This window comes from Pseudomonadota bacterium (assembly GCA_018823135.1).
In the GTDB taxonomy this organism is placed as follows: Bacteria; Desulfobacterota; Desulfobulbia; order Desulfobulbales; family CALZHT01; genus JAHJJF01.
The window spans coordinates 1-26,960 of the sequence record JAHJJF010000032.1; the positions used below are offsets into that span (position 1 = coordinate 1).

A 26,960-nucleotide genomic window follows, 5' to 3' on the forward strand; every position below is an offset into this window, starting at 1 on the left:
CATATGTTGCCAGGAAGAAAATCCTGGCTATCTGGGATTGCCCTCATGTGCAGGAATTCAAACAGGAAATTGCCGAGTATGCTGAAATGTGTGAGCTTGAGCCGGTGTTCAAGAAAAACAAGGGCTGATTGAACTTACGCCCTTGAGATATTTTGCGAACGGAGTTTCCATATCGGGGTCATGGACTTGATACTTTTTGATTCCAGCGATTCCCAGTAAATTTTCGGCACCCATCGTGAATCGCGCTGAAAACGAGTCACACCCTGAGGCTCTATCACACAATCCAAAGGTACATCCCATGGCTCCCTGGGCAGACTTTCCACTCGCTGCTTTTCACCGAGAATACAAATCGTCTTGAACCGATCCGTGAGGACTCCCAATTCATGGAGTGCTGCACAGGCAATATCAAAAAATCCCTGTCCATCGTTGATTGCAGTTCCGGCCTGATCCACGGCAAGAGCCTCGGTAAGCATCAAATCAACTGCCAGGCCTCCCAATGCTGCATCATCAAGAAGAATCCCATGCTTGGTCAGGCCTTTATAAGTCACCGCGTAGCCGATTTTCGTGAATGGGACAGAAAAAGGTTTAATCCGGAAAAACCCCTGTTTCAGACCCGGCCCCGGCATTATCAGGTCTTTGCCGTCGAGAAGGACATTAATCCGGATCTGATCAAGAAGCGCGGCCGGAGATGAAAACACCTGTTTGGCCTGTTTGTATTCCGGGCATCCACGCAGCAACTGGGCAAGCTTGCCTTTGTAATTCACAGAGGCCTGATCCTTTTCCCCCGACAAAGCCAGAGATTCCCGGCATTTTTCCTTTTCTACATTGACCATTAACTGCCTTTACAATTGGGGAAATTCGATGAACTTGGACCGAATTAACGGCAGGGGAAATATATCTTACAGCTTGGAGATTTTCATCTGATCATCGGCAACCAGCATTGCCTGTTGCTCGGCAGGCAGGTCAAACTCCGAATCCTTATCATTTGAAGCCACGGAAGACGACGGATCAAGCCCCATGCCTTTCCGGGCAAAACCATATTCAACAAGGGTGCGGACATCATCCCACATGGTCTCGCTGCCAAGGACTGCAACTACCAGCTCCACATCACCGCGCTTGAATTTACCCACATAGGTCTGGCGCGCAGCTTTTGTGTAACCGGTTTTACCGCCTTCCGCTCCGTCAACCTCCCATAATGCCTTGTTATGGTTTCGCAGGACCTTGCCGAAACGGGTCCGGACTTTGACCTTGGCCATTCTCTCGGCAAACTCCTTATTATCCATGGCCTTGGCAAAAATCTGCGCAAGGTCACGGGCCGTTGACACTTGCCCTTTTGATGTCAGTCCGGTGGAATTCTTGCATACCGTATTCGTGGCGCCGAGAATTTGTGCCTTGTGGTTCATGAGCTTTGCAAAAGACTTCTCCGAACCGGCGATTTTTTCAGCCAGGGCAACACTTGCGTCATTAGCCGAGGAGAGAAGAACGGCATTTATCAAATCATTGGCATTATAGGATTTGCCAGGTTCCAGATAGATCTTGGAACTGGGCATCTGCGAAGCCCTTCTACTCACTTCCACCAGCTCATTACCGGTAAGGTATTTTATGGCAAGCAAGCCGGTGAGGACTTTAATGGTGCTGGCCGGTTGCGCGGGTTCGTCGGGAGAATGGGTATAGATCGACTCGCCGGTGCTGGCATCCATCAAATAAACGCTTTTTGATGAAAGCTTGTTGCGGATGTCTAAGGTGTCTGCTTCCGATGAATTCTCGGGCTTAGACTTACTATCTCCGGCAAGCTGCACAACCCTGGTGCGAGTCCTGCTCCTTACCTGTTTTTCAACCGGATTGGGATTATATTTATGTTTTGACGCCAATACCACAAGATCAGTCTCGGAAGTTTTTTTCCGAGCGCAAACCGTTCCGGGCATGGCAAAGGCAAAGGAAAGCATCATGACAAGAGCAACAAGAAAACTATACCGCATTTTTCCGGATGCCTTTATTCTCATATGACGTCTTAAGCCTCTGAAGTTTCTTAACAAACAACATACAGCAAGATAACTCATATAAATAAAACTAGAAGAAACACCCATAAAAAGCAAGTATATTTTCGCCAAAAGCAATACGTAACCCCTTGTTATTCGTAATAAAATCCCATCCCCAACCACCTAAAAGCACAACATGTCGTACCCTTTCAAAAGGTGTACCACCATATACTGTAAAAAAATAACTTCCATATATTTTGTGATTTTTAACGAAAAAACAGTATATATTCCGATAATTCTCCGTTTCACGGAACTCAAACTATCTTTTGAAAATGATCGAAACTACAATATTTCAGATCGGCAGATGTTCCATCAGCGGCATACCTGTTCATACACTCGAGCTGGATGACAAAGTAATTTACCTCTCTTTTTCCGAAGAATCTCTCTTCCGGGCGAAAAATCAGCTTCATTCAGATAACTCGCACTGCCTGTTTAAAAACACCCGGAACTTAACCCTGTGTAAAAAAATATCCGCAGCCCTTCATGGCGACAAGACTTTCGCCTTTCCAGCTGATTCTCCCTTTATAAAAAAGGCCACACTGTTTCAAAAAAAAGTATGGGAACTAATCAGCACGATTCCCCATGGTGAGACATTATCGTATGGTGAGCTTGCCGAAAAACTCGGCGGCAAAAGCTATGCCCGGGCGGTGGGAAATGCCTGCAACACCAATCCTGTTGCCCTGATAATTCCATGCCACCGGGTTGTGGGCCGTAATGGAATCGGCGGGTTTGCCGGAGGTATTTCAATCAAGCAAAAACTCCTTGAATTGGAAAAGAACAAATCCGGATAAGCTGTATTTTTCTGAAATGGAAAGAAAATCCCTTTTGAAGATCTTGATGCTACTTAATTATTAAGCCAATCAAATTTTTAGAGCTTTCACAGTATTCCGCTTAATTTCGATAGCATTCAAAGAGATAACCAGGCAGCAAGGAGGAGGTCACGGAGACGTACATTAAGTATATCGAGGCACCGATGACGCAGGCAACGAAGTTAGAATTGGAATGCGGTCGAAATCAAAGAACTGAAAGGATTGTACTGCTGATCTGATCCAGAGATACGATCTTATCGACTCCCCCCGCCTGGATTGCCTCCTTGGGCATGCCGAAGACCACGCAACTTCTTTCGTCCTGGGCAATATTGATGGCGCCGGCCTCTTTCATTTTGAGCATTCCCTGGGCGCCGTCCTTGCCCATCCCGGTAAGAATGACGCCAACGGCATTTTTACCGCCGTACGCGGCAACGGAGTTAAATAACACGTCAACCGCCGGGCGCTGGTGACAAACCAGAGGACCGGTCTTGACATTGACATAATACCTGGCGCCGCTTCGCCGCATCACCATATGGTAATTGCCCGGGGCAATCAACGCCAGTCCGGGCACAACGGAATCACCATCCTCAGCCTCTTTGACTCTTATCTGCGAAAGCTCGTCAAGCCTTTTGGCAAAACTCGTGGTGAAATTCGCCGGCATATGCTGCACCACCATAATGCCGGGACAGGTGGGCGGCAACTGGGTAAGCACGATCCTGAGCGCCTCGGTACCTCCGGTTGAAGCGCCGATGGCTATCACCTTGTGGGTGCTCTGGGTAAGCGACAATTTCGGCGCGGCTATTTTATCTCTGGTAACACTTGCCAGGGCGGCGCGCTTTGACATATCAACCCTTGCTGCAGCACGGATTTTTTCCGCCAGCTGGACGCTCATATCTCCTACGGAATAAGCAGCACCAGGCTTCGAAACCACATCCACGGCACCGATATCCATGGCCTCAAGGGCAAGCGAACCACCGGCCTTGGTCAGCGAACTTACGATGATCACCGGCAGCGGAAAATATTTCATGAGCTTTCGCAGGAATGTAATGCCATCCATCCGCGGCATTTCGATATCAAGGGTAATAACATCAGGCTTCAGGGCGACGATCTTGTCCCGTGCAACATAAGGATCAGGAGCTGTGCCGATTACCTCAATATCAGGTTCATTGGATAACTCCTCGCTGAATACCTTGCGGACAACAGCGGAATCATCTACGACCAAAACTCTAATTTTTTTCATCGAGCACCTAATCCTCGCCTGGAAACCTTCTTTGCTTCACGGACTGATTACTTTTCTTTATAAACCACCAGCAGCAGACCGAATTCGGTATTAAAAAGGCATAATCCCGGCTCTTCGATCAACGACTCAGGGACAAAGCCCGACATTTCTGCCGCTTCAGGAATATTCAGCATGCACTTTCCCTCAGGATCCAGTTTACCGAGAAGACTTCCAACAGACATATTAACCGTCTCGCGAACCGTATCGAGAACCTGGCGGCCTTCCACCGCATTTTCCTCAAAGCCCAGGAAGTTAACCGTGATATACCTGGCAAGGGCTTTTGGAAAATAAATACTGACTTCCCCGGAAACCTCGCCGCTATACGATATCTTCCCCTTAACGTAGTCACCACTCTGATTTATTTCCTGAGGAGCAGCATGCAGGGGCGCAAGAAATGTGAAAAACATCGTTTCAAAAACTTCCGACATCGTCTCATAAATTGTCCGCTTTAATTGATCATCCATGGCTCCCCCGGTATCCTTCTGCTTTTGTTAAATTATACATGTCGCAAATGGATCAGAAATCCATTTCATTGTCATCTGCAGCCCCGCCATTCACCCGGCTTTCTTCCATGCGGTGCTCGTAGGCTTTCTCAAGAACATCAATAAGAATTTTCTTGATGGTCTCCGGCAGAAACGGCTTCTTGATATAGCCTGCCGCCCCGAGTTTACTCACCTCTTCCATCCTGGCCTTACTTGATTCGGTGGTGATGAATATGACCGGAATATTCCGAAGGACATCGTTTTTATTGATTTCCTTCAAAAGCTCCACCCCGCCCATCTCAGGCATATTAATATCGGAGAGAATCACATCAACCCATGCATCCTCCAGGATTTTCAGGGCTTCTTTGCCGTTTGCGGCCTCATAAAATTCGGCAACCGGAACTCCGGACATGGAGACCGTTTTCTTTATCACGGCACGCATTGTTTCGGAATCATCCGTTACAAGTATTGTAAAAGCCATACCTTAATCTCCTGATGCTGATATTCACAAAAATTGTCGAAAATTGCCTTTCATCCCCTCTGGACCGCCGAGAGTTTAGTATCATTTTTTAACCACGTTAAAGCTGAATAAGGTCCTCTGCCTTGGCCATTTCTTCAAACAGATCAGCCATTAACAGGTCCAGATCCTTATTGGCCAACCCGAAACGCTTGAGTCCGTCTCCCTGCATTTCCATAGCCAACCCGGTTGCGCCGGCGCCGATCCCCAGGGAAATCACCAGCGCGTTGCTGAGGCAGACGACGGCTGAGAGGGGTTCCTTAAGTAATGCTTCCGGATCATGATGTTGCTTAACTGCATCAATCATCTCTTGGGAAAACTCCCATTTCTCAAGAATCATTCCCCCAAGCTCGGCATGAGTTACTCCCAGCACCTTTTTCTCGGCATCGGAAAAAGAACATTTCCCCGTGGTCACTATCTCCATGATTTCCTTAAATTCTTCAGCAACATAACTGCTCATGACCCGTTTACCGATATCATGAAGGAGCGCCGCGGTATAAGCCGTTCCTGCGTCTATATCCTTTACGTGCCGAATGAGAAGTTTCGCCATGATTCCGGTAGCCACGGAATGTCGCCAGAGCTCCCCTTCTTCAAGCACATAGCCCTCACCGGCAACACCTTTATAAAAATCAGAACTGCTGCTGGTTATGATAATATCCTTTAAAACATTATTCCCCAGCACGACCAGTCCCTGTTCAAGGGACGAAACCTTCCTGCCCAGACCGAAATACGCTGAATTACACATTTTCAGGACATTCGCGGTAATTGATTGATCATATTGTATGATCTTGCCCAGTTCCACTGCGCTGACATCGGGATTCTCAATCAGCTCCATTACCCGTTTGGCAACTTTTGGAAAAGGAGGAATCTGTTTGATGTTTTCAAGAATTTCTTCTAATCGGCTCATAGTTCATACACCCCCTGCCCGGACACCTTCAGTGTCGTAACTCCTGTTGCTATATCAAGACTGATCGTTCTATTGACGGTGCCGCCGATATCTTCCTTGGCGATCAGTATCTTGTTTTTCCAGAAAATTTTCCGCATTATCATGTAATTACGCTTGCCGATATTAAAAACGCCTTTGGTATCCATAATCTGCGAGCCGCCCACCGCCTTGACGATCAATCTGTTTTTGACTCCGCCGTATTTATAGGCTTCCTTAAAAAGAAGAGGAATACCCGAATCCGCGAACATAAAAGGCTTTTGCGCGGCGCGCTCCTTGTCAAGATTTGAATCAGGAAGCATGTAATGCAATAATCCGCCGACCTTGGAAACCGGATCCCAAATTGCCACACCGATGCAGGAACCGAGGGAATAGGTGATGATCGAATCCTCCGGTTTATTGCTTACCTTCATATCTGAAATACCCACAACAATTTTCATTGCTTATTCTTTTCCTTAATTTTTTTCATTGGATTATCTTTTCCCCGGACCGTAACCTTTTAATCCTCCCCGAATATTTACGTTAATCTCAATTTACTTCTGATATGTTGTTGAGGCTATCTGTTTAAAGCCGTGCTTGATGCCTGAAATACTTTCCGAGTGTCCGATAAACAGATGCCCACCAGGCACCAGGCTTCCATAGAACTTGCTAATCAACTCCTGCTGGGTTTCCCGATTGAAGTATATCATAACATTCCGGCAGAATATAATATCAAAGGACTCCTTCCACGGAAAAACATCCATCAGATTGAAGCGCCTGAAAGTGACAAGACCCCGCAATGAATCCTTGACCTTGACTTGGCCCGAAGACTTGCCCGTGCCTTTCTGGAAAAAAAGGCGCAATTGATTTTCAGGGATGCCTGCAACCCGGTCCAGAGAATAGACGCCGCGCTCGCCATGGGAAAGAACCCTGGTTGATATATCCGTTGCGAGAATGGAAAAATTCCAATCCTGATACCTGGAAAAAAAATCCCCCAGAACCATGCCGAGAGTATAGGGTTCCTCCCCGGATGAACAGGCCGCAGACCAGACAGAAATCTGCTTTTTACCCCTTGCGCCTTTGATATAACCGGGAAGAACGTTTGCTTTGAGGAAATCAAAATGGGCTTTTTCTCTGAAAAAATTAGTGAAGTTCGTTGAAACGCTGTCAATGAGATGAATGAGCTCTTCGCCGCTGGCGTCACCCATTACAAAGTTATAATAATTTTTGAAATCGTTGATGCCACAGGCTCGGAGCCGTTTACCAAGCCTGGCGTTTAGGAGTTCCTTCTTCTCGGGCTTGAGGAATATTCCTGTTTTTTCATAAACCAGTTCACTGAATTTAAGAAATTGACTGTCAGTCAGTTTCGTCAGATGAAAGCCATCCATGCTTTTCTCTAACCCCTTAAGGCTTCGGCATGACATTTTGAAACTCCCCGCCGACTACCGCAGGGATTCTCCGTAGTAAGAAAGTCTCTTTATTAACTCGCTCGTTTATCCCCAAGGCTTTCGCTTCGCAGATTTGCTTGTGGACGACGATTAAACCTGGCTATAGTCTTCAGTGCCGACAACCTTATCAATATTAAGCAATACGGTAACAGATCCTTTCACCTTAGCCATTCCCAGAATATTGTCCCGGAGATTCAGGTCGGCGCCGAAAGAAGGCGGCGGATCAATTTCCTCACCTGAGACATTCAACACCTCAGACACGGAGTCAACAAGCATTCCTATAAGGATTTGCCCTGATTCCTCTTGGACCTCCACAACAATTATGCAGGTTCGGTCATTATATTCCTGAGATTCCATGTCAAATTTCAGGCGTAATTCCAACACCGGTATGACCCGACCTCTGAGATTGATTACACCTTTGATATACGGCGGCGTATGCGGTACGGAGGTTATTTCCATGAGCCCGATTATTTCCCTGACCTTGAGAATTCCAAGACCGTAATTTTCATTTCCCAAGGCAAAGGTCAGATACTTTCCCGCAAGGTGATCCATCACCCGGGTGACTCTGTCAAGTTTAGCCTCTCCCATATTCATCCTCCGGTAAAATGCTCTGGTACTTATCCAATCCGGCCACGGTTATTCCCTGGCAAAGTAAATTCCAGGGTTCGCGCCTCAGCTCTTTATCCATTACGGCTGGAAACTCTTTAGCCCGCAATGCTCACGGACACTTCACCATCAATGATCAATGGTTTCAAATGACATTCCTGAGCAATGCGGATCAGAAATCATCCTCATCGCCTTTTTCCGAAGATCCACCCCCGGAAATGATCCCAGCCATATCGAGAATCAGACCGACCCGGCCGTCGGCAAGAATTGTGCCCCCGGCAACCCCGGGAATATCTTTCATATATCCGCCAAGACTTTTGATCACCACTTCCTGCTTTCCGAGAAGTTCGTCCACCATCAACGCCCGCTGGCGGCCCTCGTTTTCGATGATCACCACAATGCCCTGACACGGATCCTTCTGTGACGGCTCAACCCCGAATTTTTCATACAGTCTGATGATCGGCACAAGGGAATTGCGGACCATCAGAGTTTCGCCTTTGCCGTGAACGGTGTTATAATTTTCCCGCAAAGGTCTCATTGATTCCTGAATGGAGATCGTCGGAATAATGTACCGTTCGTTGCCAACCCGGACGATAATCCCATCGATGATTGCAAGGGTGAGGGGCAGTCGGATCACGAATTGAGAGCCTTTTCCTGGTGTGCTGATGACCTCAACCTTGCCGCGCAATTTCTCAACCGCCTTTTTTACAACATCCATTCCCACCCCTCGGCCCGAAACATCGGTAATTTTATCGGCCGTTGAAAAACCCGGAAGAAAAATCAGGTTGTTCAATTCATGATCGGAGAGGTTGTCTCCTTCTTTAACCAGGCCTCGCTCCAGAGCCTTCTGCCTGATCTTATCGGTGTTTAATCCTTGTCCATCGTCAATAATTTCAATAACGATATTGCCGCCCTTCTGGTAAGCACTGAGCTGGACGCTTCCCATACCGGGCTTGCCCACTTGTTCCCGTTCGCTGGGAAGCTGCACACCATGATCCACGGAATTCCTGATCATGTGCACCAGGGGATCGTAAATCGAATCAACCATGTTACGATCTATCTCGGTATCTTCCCCGAGCATAACCAGGTCAACGATCTTTCCTGACTTCTTTGAAAGATCGCGGACAAGGCGAATCATTTTCTGGAAGGTCTGGCGGATCGGCACCATGCGCATCGACATGGCTGTTTTCTGGAGTTCCGAGGTGATCCTGGAAAGCTGTGAAAAATCTCTGGTCAGTTTCGGATCGGCAATGGCTGAAATCCTGGGATTCTGTCGAACCATTGCCTGCATGATGACAAGTTCGCCCACCGCATTCACAAGGTTATCAAGCTTTTCAATGTCAACCTTGATTGAAGCGGAAATCGCCGCCTTTGCCGTAGCGGCGGCTTGTTTCGGAGAATCCTTTTCCTCCTGGGCAGAAGGGGTTGAGGTGACTGCTTCCGATTTTTCCTCTGCTTGCATAGCAGGGGATTCTTCCGCTGTCTCCGACACAACGGGGGTTTGCGGCTCAACCGTTACCGGGCCGGACTGGCTTTCGCCGGCCTGTATGGCGCGGATTTTCTCGATAAAGCTGCTGATGTCAAATTCCTGCAAAAGATCCGGGCCGTTTTCCAGGACATCCTTGATGTTCTGGACCATTGCCTTGAGCTGATCACCGACTTCAAGCACAACATCGATGACATCGGAATCCATGCTCCTTTTACGATTGCGGACATCGTCGAGAAGATTCTCCGTGGTATGGGCCAGGGTATTGATTACCTTGAGGTTCAGAAAGCCGGAAACACCCTTGATCGTGTGGAACGGCCTGAAGATATTGTTAATAATATTAATGTCATCGGGATTCTGTTCAAGGTCAAGAATATTTACTTCTATCCCTTCAAGATGCTCAAAGGCTTCATCAATAAATCCACTGAGCAGATCCCTGTCCTTGAGAAAATCAGGGATCTCACCCTGTTGCGGCATCCCAGCTGCGGGGGACTCGCTTGCAGGGGCTTCCTCAGCCGGTTCAGATGCTTTTGCAGCCACCTTTTCTTCTTCAGGCTCTTCATGGGTTTTGGCGTCAAGACCACAGAAAGCACCCTTGTCAATCTTAAAACCGGTAGCAAGCAGGCTTGAACAAAACGATTCCAAGAGACTTGCGTGATCTTTTTCCTGCTTTCTCACCGATTCCTGCATCTGGGTAATACATTCCCCAAGTCGATCAAAATTTTCCGACGAATCATCAAGCTCAGCCATAATCAACTTTTCAAGGGCACTCTTAAAAAACGACCCCATTTTATGCAGAGCAGGATTTCCGCTCATATGTGAATGGCCCAGAAGCATATCAAGCAATTCAAGAAGTTCGCCGATAACGGATAAATCCCCCGGCTCGATCATAACGATCTTGAGAGCCATCTCGTCCAGTAAATCAGTCACAACCCTTTCTTTATCCGCCATTCACAACTCCTCCGCGTTCAAATGCCCACCGAACCTTTATGATTTTCCGCAGACACGCATTCCGGCGCAACCAATCCGCAAATATAATCAACCGACAACTCCACTGCCGGAGCAACTTCATCCCCTTATAATCCGGCCTCGCCTTGATGCAATCTTAAACATCACGCACATTAGAAACAGGCTATAGGTTCCTGAAAAAAATTACAAGATAACTATATATTATAAAGGCGAATATTAGAAATTTAATTTTATCCAGCCGCCCAGAAAACTATCCACTGCCACAAGTGTTTGTCAGCATTTTTTAATTTTAAGACCGGAGGTTTGATAAAAGATCCAAGGGAGGAAATACCGGGAGTCGGCATCTTTCGTTTTCAAAAGAATCACTCGGGGATTGACTGGATGGAACAACTTCCTCTGAAAAACAAATCCATCCAGGGGAACGGAAAGACCATCCCCCGTAGTTTCGAAGTCTGGCGATTATCTGCTGAGGAGCATCAATACACTATTCTGTAGGCTCATAATTCTCCCCTTCCGTTTCACCTGGTTCGATTTCAGCTGCATCCGGCTTATTAAGAAGCGTCGGGTCAAATCTGTAGATCTGCTCTTCAAGTATCTTCAAGTTCTGCAAAACCTTGGCAACTATTTCCGCATCAGGATATTTCACAAGAATTTCGTTCAGCAGCCGGTGCGATTCAAGAAGGAGTTCGGTTTTATAATTTGCGTCAACGGTTTTCCGGGCTTTGACAAACAAACTTGCAGCACGCCGTCTTAAATCGATTGCCGCCAGATTTCCCGACTTGATAATTTGTTCTTCAGCTTTTTTCTCAAATTCCGTCCCAAGTAACAGCTGGAAAGAGGAAATTGCTTCATCATAACGCTGCAAGTCAACAAGCTTCAGGGCGTCCTCCCATTGAATTGCCAATGATTGCTCCAGCATAAGGCGCTGGGCTTCCAATTCCTGCTTTTCCGCAAACAATACTTCTTGCCGGGTTTGTTCCACCTGAAAACGAAGTTCCTTCAGCAATTTCCCAGCCAGCATGCCGTCAAGAATTTCAAGAGCCTGAGTAAACTCCTTTCCTTCAACCAGACCCGCCACCGTGCTCAAACGTTTTTCCACCCACCCCCTTGCCTGATCTTCCGCCTGGCCAAGAAGTTCTCTGGCCTGAAAAGTGAAAAGGCTCCCCGGAAACGCAGTTCCAAGACTTTTGACCCGGATTCGAAGATCCTGGGGCAATTGTCTGCCGTCAAAAACCAGATATGCCTGCAGCACCGCCATATAGAAGGTCATCTCTTCGGCGTGAAGCTCAACATTGTCCAGCAGGGCAAGCTGACCGGAAACCCAGGCTTCGTCAGTGTTCTGTGCTGCGAATAATTCCACCAGGGACTGATATAACCTTTTTGCTTCCTCCACTCTTCCCGTAGCGAGCAGCAGATCCGCCACATTCCGCTGTAACGCCCATTTTTCAATTTCGGGAAGTCTTTTATCGGTAAAGACTTCTTTCAAAATAGCCGCAGATTCCGTCAACTCACCCGACTCAAGAAGGGCCTTTCCATATAATATTTTTATTTCCGGGGAAATTTTCCAATCCGGATAGGTCTCACTGAGGTCGCGATAGGCCAGCAGGGTTTCCTCGATACGGCCCTTCTCCGCATAATAGGAAATCACCATTTCCGCCTGCTCGGCAACGGTTGTATTGAACCCGGACACCCATTGATTTACCAGTTTTTCACCTTGGAGCAGCACCGCTTCGCATCCCTGTTCAAGATACTCGCCATCCTGGGCATAAACCCCCAGATTAACCGAAAAACCGTCCGGCGTTCCCTGCCCTGACGGCGCTTCGGTATCGACTGAAACAAGATACCGGTAGCCCCTGTAAACCTGCCCCGCGAGCTTTATGCACTTATCCATACCAGGAAGAGGTTCAGCCATATCAAGGGATTCCATCTGGCCGGTCAATCCTATCCAGTTATCAACCCTTGTTGCGTAAACCTGCAGTCTCTGATTATGATGTACCGCAGGTTCAACAGGAGGTATCTCATCCCGGGGTTCCGGGATTTCCTCGGAGACAACGGAAGTTTCTGCTTCCGCAGGAATTTCAGGCGATAGCTCCTCGCTGGGCTCTTCCTCGACTGCGGTTTCTTCCTCTGTTTCTATTTGTTCATCCTTTTGTTCTTCAACGACTATTTCGCCCTTACGGGGCGCGGAAACGGACAGGAGATCGTTCACCTCTGCTTTCTTGACCGCTGGTGCGACCTTAGGCACAAGTTCCGTTTTTTCTGTAACCGGAAAATCCTCTGCCGGAAAATCGGCACGAATTTTCTTTTCAGGACTTGCGCATCCGGCAATGATCATTACCAGACTGCAAAGCAATAATAAATAATTCCGCATGGTCAGTTCTCCTTCATTTGCCAATACGGTTGATAAAATCTTTCCGGTTTAACCCTGCCGCCGCCCAGGGGCGTGGCAAAAGTTGTGATCGAGGCGGTCATTGCAGGGGAGACGGTTCCGCTTTCCTCATCTATGCCCCCCCACCCTCTTTTGGAGTTAATATCCACCATGACTTGACCGAGGTCCGGATAATACAGCGGGACCTCCGTTATCCCGGAGAATGAAAAATCCACGATATCCATGCTTGAAGCAAAATCCTTGCTCAAAACGATTGTATTCGCCAGTCGCGACCACATGGGCAGAGCCCCGCTTGCTCCGGTTATGCTGGTCGAGTTTTTCACCATGGGCTTATTGTCATCAAAACCCACGTAACAAGCAAGAACATAACCGCCGTCCAGAGAAAATTTATTGCCCGGCACCGCAACAGGGACGACCCCGGCAAAAGCGGCATTTGTAAAACGATTCGCGGTCCCGGTTTTACCGATCACCGGCACATGCAGATCAAGCTCCTTGAGTTGCGCATCAAGCTCTTTGTCCCGGCTGCGCAACTTGATATTTTTATAGGCATAACGCCCGGTGCCGTACTTCACGACATTCCTCAATATATCGGTCACCGCAATCGAGGTCTCCGGAGCAATTATTCTTCTGCTTGACTGCCTGGGCGCATAAATCACTTCTCCATCGGCATCCTCGATCCGGTCGATCACCGACAGGAAATCTCCGGTGGACGTCCAGCCGTTCAGAAAAATCCTGCCGGTGGAAAGACTTTCGTAAACCCGGGCCACCTCCAGCACGGAAACAACATTTGATCCCAGTGGAAAAGACAGGACCGGATCAAGATCGCTTTCGATCCCGGCCAATCGGCAGAAACCGATAAGATACTGCAATGCAACCAGCACCCTGAAGTCATTCACCGAATGGAGAATTTCTTCACCGTATTCCGGCAGATCCTTGAGCTTGGCAAATTCTTTTTCAATGACTTCATCCAGGGCTTTTATTGTGGCAGCGGCCAACAGCCCCTCAATCTGAATCGAATTCCAGAAATCCGCTTTCTCCTCTTCACTTAAAAAAGCCTGGATATTTTCCAGATCCTGAGCAGTCTGCGCCCTCCAGGCTTCGCCTTCGGGTTTGACCCCGAAATAAAATAGACCTGTATTGTTATTATAGAACAGCTCATACACTTCAGGTTCAAGTTCCGGCAACTGGTCTTCTTCAAGAGCTACAGATTTTTCCCCTGGCTTGAAATCGACTTCGGCATTATCCCAGTCTGCAAAAATGAATGGACCGTCCTCCCATGCGGACAAAGATTCGATAATCTCGGTTTCGCCGCTGCGCAGCCTCTCAAGCTCGGCAAGAATTTTCTTATAGCGGAGAAAATTCTTATCAAGCAATGAACGTCTGACATCATATTCTTTGAGCAGTGTTTTATCGCCCGCCTCTCTGGCCAGGAGGATATCGCGTAAATTTTCTCGCATGAAACGCTCAAAATCCGAGCCATAATGAAGGGTTTTGAGCAGCTCGTATTCCTCTATTCTGCCCGCAAAAATCAGATCCGGCTCCAGATCGGCAATGGCATTTGCAAACGCCACCCGGTATAAGGCATCATTGTTCACCACAATTCCATGCTTGTCGCGCAACCGGTTCCTGTATGCCGGATATGATTCATTAAGTTTTCGTCCCAGCCCGAGATTATTGACCACATCTTTGAATTGCGCCGGCGACAGGTGATCGCAAAGATGGTACAGGAGCCAGACAGTCGCCACATTTTCCGAATGCACACCGGCCCAGCTCATGGAGACCCCTTTATAGGAACTCAGGTGATCCGGCCTCGGAGAATACGACTCTCCCTGATAGACGAAAACATTTCTTTCATTATTCAGGATATCGAGACTGCTCCAGCCAAGTTGTAATGCCGTGGTATACACCAGGGGCTTGATGATTGACCCCATGGACCTTTTAGACATGACCGCCCGGTTGTAAAACCTGTTCTCCATGCCGCCGATCATCGCCCGGATTGAGCCATTATTAAGTGCCAGGAGCGCCCCCTGAATTTCAGGATATTTTTCCAGATCAAAGGTGTATTTGCCGGTATCCGGATCGATCTTTCGCACACTCACATATACAAGGTCCCCTTCTTCAATCTGGTCGAGAAGTACGGGAAAATCCTCACTGGTTGCCCTGGTCCAGAGATTTTTCTTATACTTCATGAGAGGATTGAGAATGTTATTAATTCCTCTTGCGTCAATAAACCCGGCCGCATCGCTGTCTTGATCCTGCTTATCAAAACGCACGGTTATAAGCGGTTCAGGGTGCATTTCTTTTGACTGAACAATCCCCACCAGAAAATCTCCGACATTGAGGTTCCTGCCGCTGACAAAGGGAAGTTGCGCACAGGTGTTCTGCACATCAGCCCTCTCATAACCCTTAAGCCTGATGTCAAGCCGCGACAACTCCTGGCGCAAGGCCAGCAGGCCGCTTTCCTGCAGGTCTTTTTCAATGGAGGTGATTACTCTGATCCCCGAAGTCGCAATATTATCAATGCCACGCCGGCTCAACGCTTCTTCTATTTCCGGCTTTGCCATGGCCTCCTTGACGAGATCCATAATCGTATTGATCGAATAATACATCTGCCCCTGCTGAAAAGGGATTTCCTCTTCGATGAAATTCTCATAATTCGCCCGGTCGAGTTTTCCCAACCGATACATCTGCTTCAGGACATAGGCGACTCTATTCTTGGCGCGCACCCTTGCCGCTTCCGCATCAGCTTCCCGATTTTTTATAAAAGGGTTATAATAATTCGGTCGCTTGACGCTCCCGGCTATAAAGGCGCATTCAAGAGCATTGAGCTCCGAAACCGGTTTATCGAAATAATATTTTGCGGCAACTCCCAGGCCTCTGCCGTTGCCGCTTACAAAAAACTGGTTCGAGTAAAATTCGAGAATTTTTTCCTTTGAATAATGATACTCCAGTCGCCAGGCAGAGAGCAGTTCCTTTATTTTTGCCCACAGAGATCTATCCTTGCGCTTGAAAAGGTTTTTGGCCGTTTGCTGGGTAATTGTGCTGCCGCCCTGAACAACCTTTCCAGCGCGGATATTGGCCATCAGCGCCCGCATCATACCGCCCAGGTCAACGCCCCAATGCTCAAAAAAGGTATTGTCCTCGGCGGAAACTATTGCATCAATAAACGCTCTGGGAATTTGTTCGTAAGGAACATATTGCCTATGTGCTTCCTCAAAAAAAACGCCGATCGCGTTCTGCCCATCGCGGTAGTACACCGGGCTTTCCATGGCAAGGATTTTTTCGATATTGCTTTGCAGTATTTCATCCCCCGGATGAAATACCACAAACCAGAGAAATGCGGCAATAAGGCCAACAGCAATCAACGCAACGCTCGAAATAAAAATAAAGAGAAACTTTTTTCTGGTACGTTTCAACATGACAGATCTTGAGACAGAAATATTCGGAAATTATTTTCAGAATCAAAAGAACGGATCCTGACAGGCAACATGCCCACAACCTATTGATTTTATTGGGTGACGTTGATGAATTTCAAATTGTTTACGCAGTGATATTCGTCGGTGATACCCGCTCATACTTCACTAAAATCTTTATAACTTCAAGCCATAAGACGTTTTTAATTGCGCAAAGAAGCCTTTCATGTAAAATATCAGTATACTGAAACAGGTATAAATATGATTTATCAAAATCCCGAGGCGGCATCGCTAAAGGGATTTTGGCTTGTTAATGGAACAATTCATAAAATACTCTGCCTATTATAACAAACTGAGAAACCGTTTTGATTTTGTTATTGTCAACACTTCTCATCCCTTGTGAACCATAAAAAAGGTCCATATAATACATTGATTTGCTGCGTTAAAGAAACAGTTTTTCAGCTTTCGCCACTTATTATATAATAAATCATGCCTAACCGAAATTCCTGCATCGCCGCCATCTGTTCCCTGTTCTTTCTCCTGTTGATCTCTGGATGCGCCTCAACCAGGACATCCTCATCTGATCCGGTAGAAGATGACGAACCGCAAATCGTAGAAGATCAATCCGAAGAACTGACAATTACCGAAGAAATCATCCTTCCTGCGGAGGACACACTTCTTGAGGCCGAAAATGATGCCGCCCAGGAAACAGAAGAAGATCCCCAGGCCTCAACGGAAAAATTATCCGAAGAACTGACCGCCTCCGAAACCGAAGCAACCGTGGAAGAAGAAGTCAAACAGCTTGAGGCTCTTGGCTCCTGGGAAGAAGGCACCCCTGAGGAAGTTACCGAAGAGGCCGAGGTCAACTACGATTTCCCGGTGACGATGAATCGTCAGGTGGAATTCTATCTGGACTTCTTTCAGAACAAACAACGGCAGACATTCACAAAATGGCTGGCCCGCTCCGGGAAATATCTGCCGTTGATTCAGCAACAGTTAAAAGAAAAAGGTCTGCCCCTCGATCTCGCTTATCTGCCGATGATCGAAAGCGGCTACAATCTCACCGCCTATTCCCGGGCCAGGGCTGTAGGCCCGTGGCAATTCATGCGGGCAACCGGCCGCAAATATGGCCTGACGGTTAATGATTTTGTCGATGAACGACGCGATCCGGTAAAATCCTCCGCTGCGGCAATCGCTTATCTTTCCTACCTCTATGAAGATTTCAAATCCTGGCATCTTGCGGTTGCAGCGTATAATGCCGGTGAAGGAAAGATCAGGAAGGCGGTCCGCAAGTATAAGACCAACAACTTCTGGGAAATCGCCCAGGAGCGTTATCTGCGCCCGGAAACCAAACTGTATGTGCCAAAACTCATAGCAGCCATCCTTATTGCTAAAGAGCCGGAGAAATACGGATTTACCGATATTGAATATGACGAACCCTTTGAATATGAAACCGTCGAGGTTCCCCGCTGGACAACCATTCAGGCCGTATCCGTTGCCATTGACATGGATTTTGAAGAGCTCCGGAACTACAACAGGGAACTGCGTCGCGCCATCACCCCAGCGGAACAAAAAAGATACCCATTAAAAGTGCCGATCGGCACCAAGGAACTTGTGGAGCAGAATCTGCCCAGGGTCCAGGCAGTTATGACCACGAAATATCAAACGCACAAGGTGCTCAAAGGCGACACTCTCACCAAAATCTGCAGCAAATACAACCTTAACAAGACAACCCTGCTCAAGGCCAATGACTTGCAGGCCTCTCAGCTGATCCCCGGAAAAAACCTGCGAATCCCATACAGGACCACGGAATACAAATTACTGAGCGAAAACGAAATTGCTTCGAAAATCAAACCCGCTGAGGCGTCTCCTGAAAATCTTGTCCTCCATAAGGTTCGTCCAGGGGAAACCATTTCAGAAATATCAAAGCGTTACGGTGCCCCCCCCTACATGATCGCCGCCTGGAACAACCTGCCCAGCATCCACAGCATTCGCGCCGGCCAGCAGCTCGCCCTTTATTTAACTGATGAGGATAAAACTTTAAGCCCCAAGGCCCTCTCCGCCTTTGAATACACGACGCCCATCACAACAGTCACAACCGTTGCCAAGAGAATCCCCGAGACTGAAACCGAAGAAAATTCCGACACCCAGCTCACCTATTATCAGGTTCAAGGCGGCGACACGCTTTGGACCATTGCCAAACGCTATAATCTGACGCCGGATAAAATCAGAAGATGGAACCAGATCAAAGGGGACACGATTTACCCCGGCCATCGCCTGCTGCTCAAAATCAAGAAGGATGTGGATGTGTAAATATCCGGGCACAGAGGCGGAAGGCACCGAGTAAAAACTGCCACCCTGTGATAATTTACAATTCGTCACAAGGCTTTCGGGATGTGTCTTCAAAGACTTTATGCCTTTGAGCCTTAATACTCAATGTTTCATTAAGGCACAGCCAACTGATTCTGAACTGGCCCTGAGGACCAGTTCCCCAAAAAATAAATTAACCGGCAACCTTTATGAAAATTCACGAAAAAACCGCCCTTGTTCTCGGTTCGGCAAAAGGGATCGGCAAGGCAATCGGCCTGGCGTTCGCTCGCGCGCAAGCCAATGTGGTTTTCACTTATTTCGACTGGCCTGAAGAATCCAGGCAAACCATCAAAGAAGTTTCAGAATTAGCCGGAGACCACCTGATCGTCGAGGTCGACCTGAGAGACCCTGATCAGATCCAGGATCTTGTCCGCCGCATCCGCGACAAATACGGATCCCTTGATATTCTGATAAATAATATTGAAAGGGGCGGCATGCCCGTGGTGCATGGCGAATACACTCCCGACCAATGGGATCTGGAGATGGCCACCACCCTCAAGGCCAAGAGGTGGGTGTTTCATCACTGCCTGCCATTGCTCAAGAAATCAGGACAGGGCGCAGTGATCACCCTTTCTTCAATTGCAGGAATTACCGGCAGGAGCGGCCCGGCAGGCTTGATTTTTAATGACGGCTATGCAGCGGCAAACCGGGCAGTCTCATCCTTCACCGAGACCTGGGCCAGACAGGGGGCCCCTGAAGTCAGGGTAAACGAACTGATGCTCGGTTTTTTTGAAACAAGGCACGCGGAACAGACCAGGGGATGGGGGTTGCTCAAAGAAGAACAGCGGCAGGCAATCAAGGACCATATTCTCCTCAAAAGGACCGGCCGCATTGAGGAAATCGTCAAGAGCATCTTCTTCATGATAGAAGACGCCACCTACATGACCGGCAGCGTCATCAGACTTGACGGCGGCTATATTCTCGGAGGCGACCATATGCCGCCCATGCCCCAGGGGGTTGAACAATAAAGCCTTGGTCAGCGATGCCCGGAAGCGGCTTCTTATTTTTTCTAATAGCCTTTATTTTTCTCGAGCCAAGCGGACTGCAGATACCGGGATTGGATCGGCTCGAGAAATCTTCAGGCCTTTTCCAGCTCAATTTTAGCCAGAAGATCATCCACGGCCCATTCAGGGATCTGGTGCAGAATCATCTCAACGGCGTTGGTTTTTCGTTCATCAGCGGTCTTGCCCTGAACATCGGCCATTATTTCCTCGGCATCGTACCAGCACAATTCATTCCCCTGCTTGTCATACACCGTGAGAATCCGCCTTCCCGTCTCATGAATATGTTCTTCTTCAATAACATTGCCGACAATCCTCATCGCCATTTCATAGGGGATGAATCCTGTTTCTTCATCAGTCATTAGTATATTCCTCCTGTTATCGGATAATTGCTTTCTAATCAAAACGGGGCATCCGTGAACTTTTCATTCGGGCTTCTGAACAGCCCCGGGCAGGAAAAGCCGGTGGTACATATTCTGCGCATACCGGTCAGTCATGCTGGCGATAAAATCGCAGACTCTTCGCTCAAAGGATGAACACGAGGCAAACGTCCCCATTTCCCTTTCCAGAAAATCCCGATGCTCCATACAATATGCATATAATTCTCTGAGTATCTTCGTCGCCTTGACGAATTCATTATGCACCCGGGATGATCTGTACACATTATGAAACAAAAAATTTCTCAATAGCTGCATGGCGCGGCCCACCTCTTCTTCGATACCGAATACCGGTGCATGATCGCCGGCCACAGTACCGGACAGCACACCGCTGATCATCGTAAACACCCGTTCCGAATGAGTGTTGCCGAGGACGCGGTGACAGCCTCCAGGAACATCCTCCTCCCGGATCACGCCGCTCCTGATCGCATCGTCAAGGTCGTGATTCAGATAAGCGATGATATCGGCATAGCGCACGACAATACCTTCGGCGGTTTCAGGCAGATCCTGGCTCTTGCCGGGTATAACCTCGCCGTAGCCCTTGGAATGCTTGGCAATCCCGTCCCGCACTTCATAGGACAGATTCAGACCGAGGCCCTGGTTTTCCAGGACATCCACCACCCTGAGACTCTGCCGGTAATGGGAAAATCCTCCCGGGGTCAATTCATTGAGCACGGTTTCGCCGGCATGTCCGAAGGGCGTGTGACCCAGATCATGGGCCAGGGCGATTGCCTCAACCAGGTCTTCATTCAGCCGCATTGCCCGGCCAATGGTTCTGGCTATTTCCGATACTTCCAGGGTATGGGTGAGACGCGTACGATAATGGTCGCCGGAGGGCGCCAGAAAGACCTGGGTTTTATGCTTCAGCCGCCTGAAGGCCTTGGAATAGACAATCCGGTCGCGGTCGCGCTGGAATGCCGTCCTGATCGTGCATTCCTTTTCGCTTCTGACCCGGCCGCGGCTCATGGCGCTCAAGCAGGCATAGGGGGACAAGTATTCACTTTCCCGCTGTTCCAGTTCTTCCCGAATGGACATCCTAAGGCCGTATCTTTATATTGTTGTTCTTGCGCATAGGGGAAAATAGCTACTCTATTTCATGGATATTTTCAATGTGGAATGTATGGTGAATAGGATGGGGCACAAACAAGAGGTAAAAAAAATAAGAGGAAAAATAATACAAATAATTTTTTGTTGAGAAAACACATGATCCTCTTTCTTCACTTTGAGAGGATCATAATGAGTGTTATACTACAGTACCACTAGAAAAAGGAAGAGCAGTGAAAACAACTGATAAACAACTCAACCGGAATTACTGGATTCAAAAAACGATAAGTTCCGTGCTTAAACTGTCGCTGGAACCGATCTCGCTCCAGAAACAGCTTGAGCAGACTCTTGCCATGATTCTCTCCATCCCATGGCTGTCAATTGAATCCAAAGGTTGTATTTTTCTGGTCGACGAGCATCGTCACGTGCTGCATCTTGTCGCCCAGCAAGGCCTTCCCGACACATTACTGCACTCATGCTCAAAAATACCTTTTGGATATTGTCTCTGCGGCCAGGCAGCACTCACAAAAAAAGTTGTGTATGCAAAGTGCCTGACTAAACTGCATACTGTGCATTATGACGGCATGCTTGAACATGGCCATTACTGCATACCTGTCATGAACGGCAAAAAACTTCTCGGAGTCATCAATACCTATATAGTCCATGGCCATAAAAGAGATAAAACGGAGATAGATTTTCTCACGGCGGTTGCCAATGCCCTTGCCGGTGTGATTGAGAGAAAAAGAGCTGAAGAAGCCCTCCGGAAGGCCAAGGATGAATTGGAAGTGACCGTTGAGAACCTGAAGCTCTCCCTGGAACCGATCTCCTTAAAGGAGCAGATGCGGAGAACCCTTGCTTTGATTCTCTCCATCCCGTGGCTTTCACTGGAAGCCAAGGGATGTATTTTTCATGTCGGTGCTGACGGGAAGTCCCTGAAGATGATCGCCCACCAGGGTATTTCCGATTTCCTTATAACCACCTGCAGGAAAATTGAATTCGGCCAGTGCCTTTGCGGCAGGGCTGCCGAGAACAGGGAAATCATCTTTGCCGACCGCATGGATGACCGCCATGAAATTCAGTATGAGGGAATAAAAGATCACGGACATTACTGTACACCGATAATGTTCGGCAAAGAATTGCTTGGGGTTATTAACCTATACGTCACCAAAGGTCATAAAAGCAACAAGACGGAGAAGGATTTTATTCTTTCAATCGCCAATACCCTGGCCGGGGTTATCAAAAGAAAACAGGCGGAAGAGTCTCTGCAGAAAGCAAAGGGTGAGCTGGAGATTATCGTAAGGAAAAGGACCTCAAGAATAAGACAACTCCATCGTCAGAACAAATTGATTCTTGATGCGGTTGCAGAAGGCATCTGCGGTGTGAATGCCCAAGGGAAAATCACCTTTATCAATCCCGCTGCAATGGATATCACCGGCTATGATGCAGATGAACTTATCGGCAGAAGCTTTCATAATGTTCTCCATAAAAGAGAAAATGTTACGCCATTTCATCCCCAAAAAAAATGCCCGGTCAAAATATCCATCGAACACGGCGATACCATTTCAATAATCAACGAGGTTTTCTGGAAGAAGGACGGGACAAGCTTACCGGTGGAGTATGAAAGTACGCCCATTTGGGAAAAAAACAAAATTGTCGGAGGTGTTGTTACCTTCAGAGATATTACCCTGCGTCAACAGGCTGAAGACCAGGTGAGGCAAAGCCTCGAAATGTTAAACAGCGCGCTGCATTCTACTGTTGACGCATTGTCAATGACTTCCGAGATCAGAGACCCGTATACGGCAGGCCACCAGAAAATGGTTGCTCACCTGGCATGCGCCATCGCCCGCAGAATGGGCTTGCGGCAGGAAAAAATCGAAGGCATCAAAGTCGCGGCGCTCCTGCATGATCTCGGTAAAATATATGTGCCTGCCGAGTTTCTCTCAAAACCCGGTGATTTGACCGCAATAGAGCATGATCTGCTGAAAACGCATCCAACGGTCGGGTATGAAATTTTAAAAAATATTGAGTTCCCCTGGCCGATCGGCGAGATAGTTCTTCAGCATCATGAAAACATTGATGGTTCAGGCTATCCACGCGGGCTTACCGGGGACGAGATTCTTTTAGAGGCAAGGATTATCCGTGTTGCCGACACAACAGAGGCCATGGCTTCCCATCGCCCATACAGACCCTCCCTTGGAATCGACAGGGCGCTGGAGGAAATTACTGAACACAAAGGAACCAGTTATGATCCCGATGTGGTTGATGCCTGCCTGCAGTTGGTTGCTGAAAAGCAGGATCTCTTTACCGCGCCCGGAGGGAGCGACTAGGAGATCCTGACTGCGGGAGTACAATTTATTGAAATACCCCTTAATGAAGACAGGTGCTTAGCATGACAGTTGATTCCAATAACGATCATCCATATAGCGATGTACTCAGAAATCTGCGGACGTTTATTGAATTTTCCCTTCAAGCCGATGAAAAATCATGGAGTGAATGGATTGCTGCTACAGCAAAAAGCCTTCCCAATAAATGCTGGGAGAAAAAACAATGCCATGAAGCGAATTGTCCCGCCTATAACAATGAATGCGGCCGGTGCTGGTTGATTGCCGGAACTATGTGCGGCGGTGACGTCCAAGGGAAATTCGCCAAGAAATATTTGACCTGTGTTGATTGTGATGTTTTCCAGGAATTCGTTTTAAAGCATCCTGGAAATGAAATGCAGGAGCATATTCTTATTCTTATTCACAGTCTCAGGTCAAAACAGCTTGAGCTGAAAGAGGCATTAAACGAAGTAAAAACTTTAAGTGGAATTATTCCAATCTGCATGTCATGTAAAAAGATACGAGACGACAAGGATTACTGGAACCAGCTTGAGGTCTATATCTCTGAACATACCGATGCCCGGTTCAGTCACGGTATCTGCCCCGACTGCCTGAAAAGGGATCATCCCAGGCTGTTTGAACGCCGGGACAACAAACCTGATGTGTGATGCTACGAAGATGCCACCGCCAAGACGCCTATTATATTGCTCCGTTGAAACCGACACACAATAAATGTTCTCAGTTCTGTTGCCGAGAATGAGAGCAATACAAAAGCGGGCCGTAAGCCCGCTTTTTTTATTGTATCGGCACATAGCAGCTAAGTGGTTTGATCAATAATGACAAAAACATCTTCTGCTACCGGGCACGGATCACCCGGAAGAACGTAAATTCGTAACTGTTCATTGCCCACCAGATCATCCTTGGTGATTTTTTCCTGGGTAAAACCATTGTCGTCGATAATAAGTTTAAAATAATGCGTATCAATTACAAGCCGCACACAGACCGGATCACCACCCTCCGGGGTGACGGTGAGGGTATCATCGGTCATATCTGTAAGAATTCCGGTGAGCTCGGTTGCAGGCTGCCTCTGACCGCTTACGATGAGAGCTGCCTTTAAAATATCAGGGGCCTGCGTGACATCAAGTATTCCGTCGATCACCGCCATCTCCCCCACTTCAAGATCGTTCAGGGCAATTGTCTCGCCGGCTTTATTGAAAACACCGGTACCAACCGGGACTATGGCCATCACAATCACTTCACCATTGATCCCCTGGCCCGGAGAAATCGCAAACAGAAAAGTCCCCTTGCCGTCGACAATTTCCGGCACCGACTGAATGATTCCTTCAAGGCGCAGAAAGATTCCAATCTCAACCACATACGCTTCAAAATGCAAGAGCATGCTTGGGTCATCAGGAGAATATTGATATTTACCAATGACCTGGGCTGCGTCGCCGATCTCCAGATCAGCAAAATCAGTTTGATCGCCATTTTCGTCAAAAAAGGTTGTTGCATTGATGATATTTATAACACTGCACCGAGCCGGGAAATTATCCGCCAGGTCAGATTGTCCATTAATTATCGGTTGATCCGGACAGAGGATAAAGGCGTCATCCGTCTTCTCCCGGATGTATCCTGAAAGCCTGACCAGTTTCCCTGGAGCTTCCGAGGTCATGACCTGCACAAAAATAACCGGACGGAAATTGTATTCGTCCTTATGTCCCTTTTTGACAATGTGGATGGACTTGTCCGCACACATATCAAGCTCAAGGGCAATGGTCTCGCCCGGGGCAACGTAAAAGACATCTTTGGGATTAAGATCGATCTTGCCGTTTGCCGGCACCTTGGCCAGGATGGGCTCTTCTCCATCATTGCACAGTTCCACCTTGCTGACATACATCCTGATTTTGCTGTACCAGCCGGCCGGGACATTATTATCAAGGGCAAACAGGGTGGATTCGGTTTCAAGTTTCAGGAGATCGATGGTCTCCCCGGCATCTGAAGTGAAGATTGTGACTTTTTCCTGATCATCGTCTTCCGGCAGAAGCAGAATTTCATGGATGGTGACTTTAATCTCGTCAAAATCATTTGAGGGCGAATCGGTTAAAAACAATGCCACACTGCCGACGGAATCAGCTGCTCCGGAAGTAGTGCCATCGCCCCCTCCGCCGCAGGCAAATAAGAGAAATACTGAGAGAACAACCACAGCAATCGTACCAATGAGATAAGGTTCTTTCTTCATCACGACACCTCCAGAATTTCTTATGCAACTAACTGCAATCAATAATATTTATTCGTAAACAAAATGCCAATTGGGTATAGATTTTTCCAAGATGGTATGTAACGTCTGATATCGCATCATCTCAAATTATACAAGTTTTTCTGGGGGGCTTTCTTTCCGGGGCCGGTTTGCCAAAATCCGGATAAAAAACCAACGAAATCAGCTGGTCCTGGATAAACCTTGCTCCGTATAATGAGCCAGAAAGAACTGCAACATTGTCTTCTGGAGTTGAGTCAGCGCGCCGAATTTGATACCGCACTGATGAAAACATGGGAAACCAAAAGTATCTTTGACTAACTTTTCTTTGATGGTTTCAACCGGAATATTCTCAAGAGAAAAACAATTATGTGGGCATACAATAGAGATGTCTTGGCCTTTCGTATGTTCGGGCAAGGCCAGACAAAGACACAACATCCCACCCAAACTGATATTCTTTATAATACCCAGTTGGTGCACATCCTTGACCATTGGGCCATTTTGCACCAGGTATCGGCTATGTTTTCTTTTCTCAACCATAGGTTTTTATTCGCTATATAGTATAATCAGCCAAACCTGTCAGAAAACTATAGTCCATGGTATGGGTATTTACCCTGCCCAAGTCAAGGAAAAAAAATATTTTGTTAATATTAAAATTTACTGGGATATTAACAGTTACTATATACAAGAAAATCTCACCTTCAAATATTAAAATATGGATTGGGTACGAAGAAAAGTGACAGGGAAGCTTACGGAAGGATCCTTAAATTTCCAAACAGGGCTTGCAATACATTAAAAAACTATTAGATACATTGATTTAGCAGAGCGGGCTGATTCAATGTGATTGCCGAGGCGGAACAGGAAGAATACTGGAAATGGACAAGCCCGTCATAGTACAAGAAAACTACAATATCCAACCATGTCTTTCAATCATGAAAAACACCTGGGTATCCCCCGTGATGAGGCTTGGAAAACCCTTGCCTCCAAGCTTCCCGGTAACAGGCTGAACCAGCTGTATCCCTTGATCATGTGCCGTATCAATGCCTTCTTGCCTGCCGGCTGCCCGCCAGGCAATCCCGATACTCTTAGGGTGTTGGTATCAGGTCTTGCAGGCGTCCAGGCTCTGGCGGATGATACGCGCCAGATCGATATTTTTAACCGGCTTCATGATAAA

General features: G+C 47.6%; 22 protein-coding genes. 6 read left to right on the top strand and 16 right to left on the bottom strand.

The window, feature by feature from the left end:
* Nucleotides 1-134 precede the first annotated feature (134 nt).
* Nucleotides 135-833 (bottom strand): hypothetical protein, encoded by a 699-nt coding sequence (locus tag KKE17_02740; protein MBU1708899.1) that lies wholly within the window; start codon nucleotides 831-833, stop codon nucleotides 135-137.
* A 66-nt stretch (nucleotides 834-899) separates the two neighbouring features.
* On the bottom strand, nucleotides 900-1,979 hold the full coding sequence (locus tag KKE17_02745) for a serine hydrolase (protein ID MBU1708900.1): 1,080 nt from the start codon (nucleotides 1,977-1,979) through the stop codon (nucleotides 900-902).
* 332 nt (nucleotides 1,980-2,311) lie between these two features.
* Here KKE17_02745 and KKE17_02750 point away from each other — a divergent pair, with 332 nt between their 5' ends.
* Nucleotides 2,312-2,830: an MGMT family protein gene (locus KKE17_02750; protein ID MBU1708901.1), complete on the top strand. Its 519-nt coding sequence runs from the start codon at nucleotides 2,312-2,314 to the stop codon at nucleotides 2,828-2,830.
* Nucleotides 2,831-3,053: 223 nt separating this feature from the next.
* On the opposite strand, the gene KKE17_02755 is transcribed toward KKE17_02750, so the two are convergent.
* From KKE17_02755 to KKE17_02800, 10 genes are all read right to left on the bottom strand, one after another.
* Nucleotides 3,054-4,088, bottom strand: coding sequence for a chemotaxis response regulator protein-glutamate methylesterase (locus KKE17_02755; protein MBU1708902.1), 1,035 nt, complete (start codon nucleotides 4,086-4,088; stop codon nucleotides 3,054-3,056).
* A 47-nt stretch (nucleotides 4,089-4,135) separates the two neighbouring features.
* Nucleotides 4,136-4,591: a chemotaxis protein CheX gene (locus KKE17_02760; GenBank protein MBU1708903.1), complete on the bottom strand. Its 456-nt coding sequence runs from the start codon at nucleotides 4,589-4,591 to the stop codon at nucleotides 4,136-4,138.
* Between the two features lie 52 nt (nucleotides 4,592-4,643).
* The gene (locus KKE17_02765; GenBank protein ID MBU1708904.1) at nucleotides 4,644-5,090 is read right to left on the bottom strand and encodes a response regulator; all 447 of its coding nucleotides are present in this window, start codon (nucleotides 5,088-5,090) and stop codon (nucleotides 4,644-4,646) included.
* A gap of 97 nt (nucleotides 5,091-5,187) precedes the next feature.
* Nucleotides 5,188-6,033 carry an HDOD domain-containing protein gene (locus KKE17_02770; protein ID MBU1708905.1) on the bottom strand — a complete coding sequence of 282 codons (846 nt, stop codon included), beginning with the start codon at nucleotides 6,031-6,033 and terminating at the stop codon, nucleotides 5,188-5,190.
* Nucleotides 6,030-6,509, bottom strand: coding sequence for a chemotaxis protein CheD (locus KKE17_02775; GenBank protein MBU1708906.1), 480 nt, complete (start codon nucleotides 6,507-6,509; stop codon nucleotides 6,030-6,032). The genes KKE17_02770 and KKE17_02775 overlap by 4 nt, the downstream gene beginning before the upstream one ends.
* A 93-nt stretch (nucleotides 6,510-6,602) precedes the next feature.
* Nucleotides 6,603-7,436, bottom strand: a complete 834-nt coding sequence (locus KKE17_02780) for a protein-glutamate O-methyltransferase (GenBank protein MBU1708907.1) — start codon at nucleotides 7,434-7,436, stop codon at nucleotides 6,603-6,605.
* 150 nt (nucleotides 7,437-7,586) lie between these two features.
* A complete protein-coding gene (locus tag KKE17_02785; protein ID MBU1708908.1) occupies nucleotides 7,587-8,090 on the bottom strand; it encodes a chemotaxis protein CheW in 504 nt (167 codons plus the stop codon).
* Nucleotides 8,091-8,274: 184 nt separating this feature from the next.
* On the bottom strand, nucleotides 8,275-10,539 hold the full coding sequence (locus KKE17_02790; protein MBU1708909.1) for a chemotaxis protein CheA: 2,265 nt from the start codon (nucleotides 10,537-10,539) through the stop codon (nucleotides 8,275-8,277).
* Nucleotides 10,540-11,041: 502 nt separating this feature from the next.
* Nucleotides 11,042-12,928 (bottom strand): hypothetical protein, encoded by a 1,887-nt coding sequence (locus KKE17_02795; protein MBU1708910.1) that lies wholly within the window; start codon nucleotides 12,926-12,928, stop codon nucleotides 11,042-11,044.
* Between the two features lie 2 nt (nucleotides 12,929-12,930).
* Nucleotides 12,931-16,365 (bottom strand): transglycosylase domain-containing protein, encoded by a 3,435-nt coding sequence (locus tag KKE17_02800; GenBank protein ID MBU1708911.1) that lies wholly within the window; start codon nucleotides 16,363-16,365, stop codon nucleotides 12,931-12,933.
* A gap of 483 nt (nucleotides 16,366-16,848) precedes the next feature.
* On the opposite strand from KKE17_02800, the gene KKE17_02805 reads away from it, so the two are divergent.
* Both KKE17_02805 and KKE17_02810 read left to right on the top strand, forming a co-directional pair.
* Nucleotides 16,849-18,672, top strand: coding sequence for a LysM peptidoglycan-binding domain-containing protein (locus KKE17_02805; GenBank protein MBU1708912.1), 1,824 nt, complete (start codon nucleotides 16,849-16,851; stop codon nucleotides 18,670-18,672).
* Nucleotides 18,673-18,878: 206 nt separating this feature from the next.
* Nucleotides 18,879-19,697, top strand: a complete 819-nt coding sequence (locus tag KKE17_02810) for an SDR family oxidoreductase (protein MBU1708913.1) — start codon at nucleotides 18,879-18,881, stop codon at nucleotides 19,695-19,697.
* A 110-nt stretch (nucleotides 19,698-19,807) separates the two neighbouring features.
* On the opposite strand, the gene KKE17_02815 is transcribed toward KKE17_02810, so the two are convergent.
* Together KKE17_02815 and KKE17_02820 are read right to left on the bottom strand one after the other, a co-directional pair.
* Nucleotides 19,808-20,092, bottom strand: a complete 285-nt coding sequence (locus KKE17_02815; protein MBU1708914.1) for a hypothetical protein — start codon at nucleotides 20,090-20,092, stop codon at nucleotides 19,808-19,810.
* A 63-nt stretch (nucleotides 20,093-20,155) separates the two neighbouring features.
* Nucleotides 20,156-21,202 (bottom strand): deoxyguanosinetriphosphate triphosphohydrolase, encoded by a 1,047-nt coding sequence (locus tag KKE17_02820; protein ID MBU1708915.1) that lies wholly within the window; start codon nucleotides 21,200-21,202, stop codon nucleotides 20,156-20,158.
* Nucleotides 21,203-21,444: 242 nt separating this feature from the next.
* On the opposite strand from KKE17_02820, the gene KKE17_02825 reads away from it, so the two are divergent.
* A complete protein-coding gene (locus KKE17_02825) occupies nucleotides 21,445-23,538 on the top strand; it encodes an HD domain-containing protein (GenBank protein MBU1708916.1) in 2,094 nt (697 codons plus the stop codon).
* A gap of 62 nt (nucleotides 23,539-23,600) precedes the next feature.
* Nucleotides 23,601-24,200, top strand: a complete 600-nt coding sequence (locus tag KKE17_02830; protein ID MBU1708917.1) for a hypothetical protein — start codon at nucleotides 23,601-23,603, stop codon at nucleotides 24,198-24,200.
* Nucleotides 24,201-24,349: 149 nt separating this feature from the next.
* Here the strand turns inward: KKE17_02830 and KKE17_02835 are convergent, their stop codons facing one another.
* Complete coding sequence (locus KKE17_02835) at nucleotides 24,350-25,771, bottom strand: DUF4382 domain-containing protein (protein ID MBU1708918.1); 1,422 nt, start codon at nucleotides 25,769-25,771, stop codon at nucleotides 24,350-24,352.
* Between the two features lie 198 nt (nucleotides 25,772-25,969).
* Nucleotides 25,970-26,326, bottom strand: a complete 357-nt coding sequence (locus tag KKE17_02840; protein MBU1708919.1) for a PilZ domain-containing protein — start codon at nucleotides 26,324-26,326, stop codon at nucleotides 25,970-25,972.
* A 379-nt stretch (nucleotides 26,327-26,705) separates the two neighbouring features.
* Between KKE17_02840 and KKE17_02845 the strand changes: the two genes are divergently transcribed.
* Nucleotides 26,706-26,960 (top strand): hypothetical protein (locus KKE17_02845; protein ID MBU1708920.1); only part of this gene is annotated, 255 nt, incomplete at its 3' end.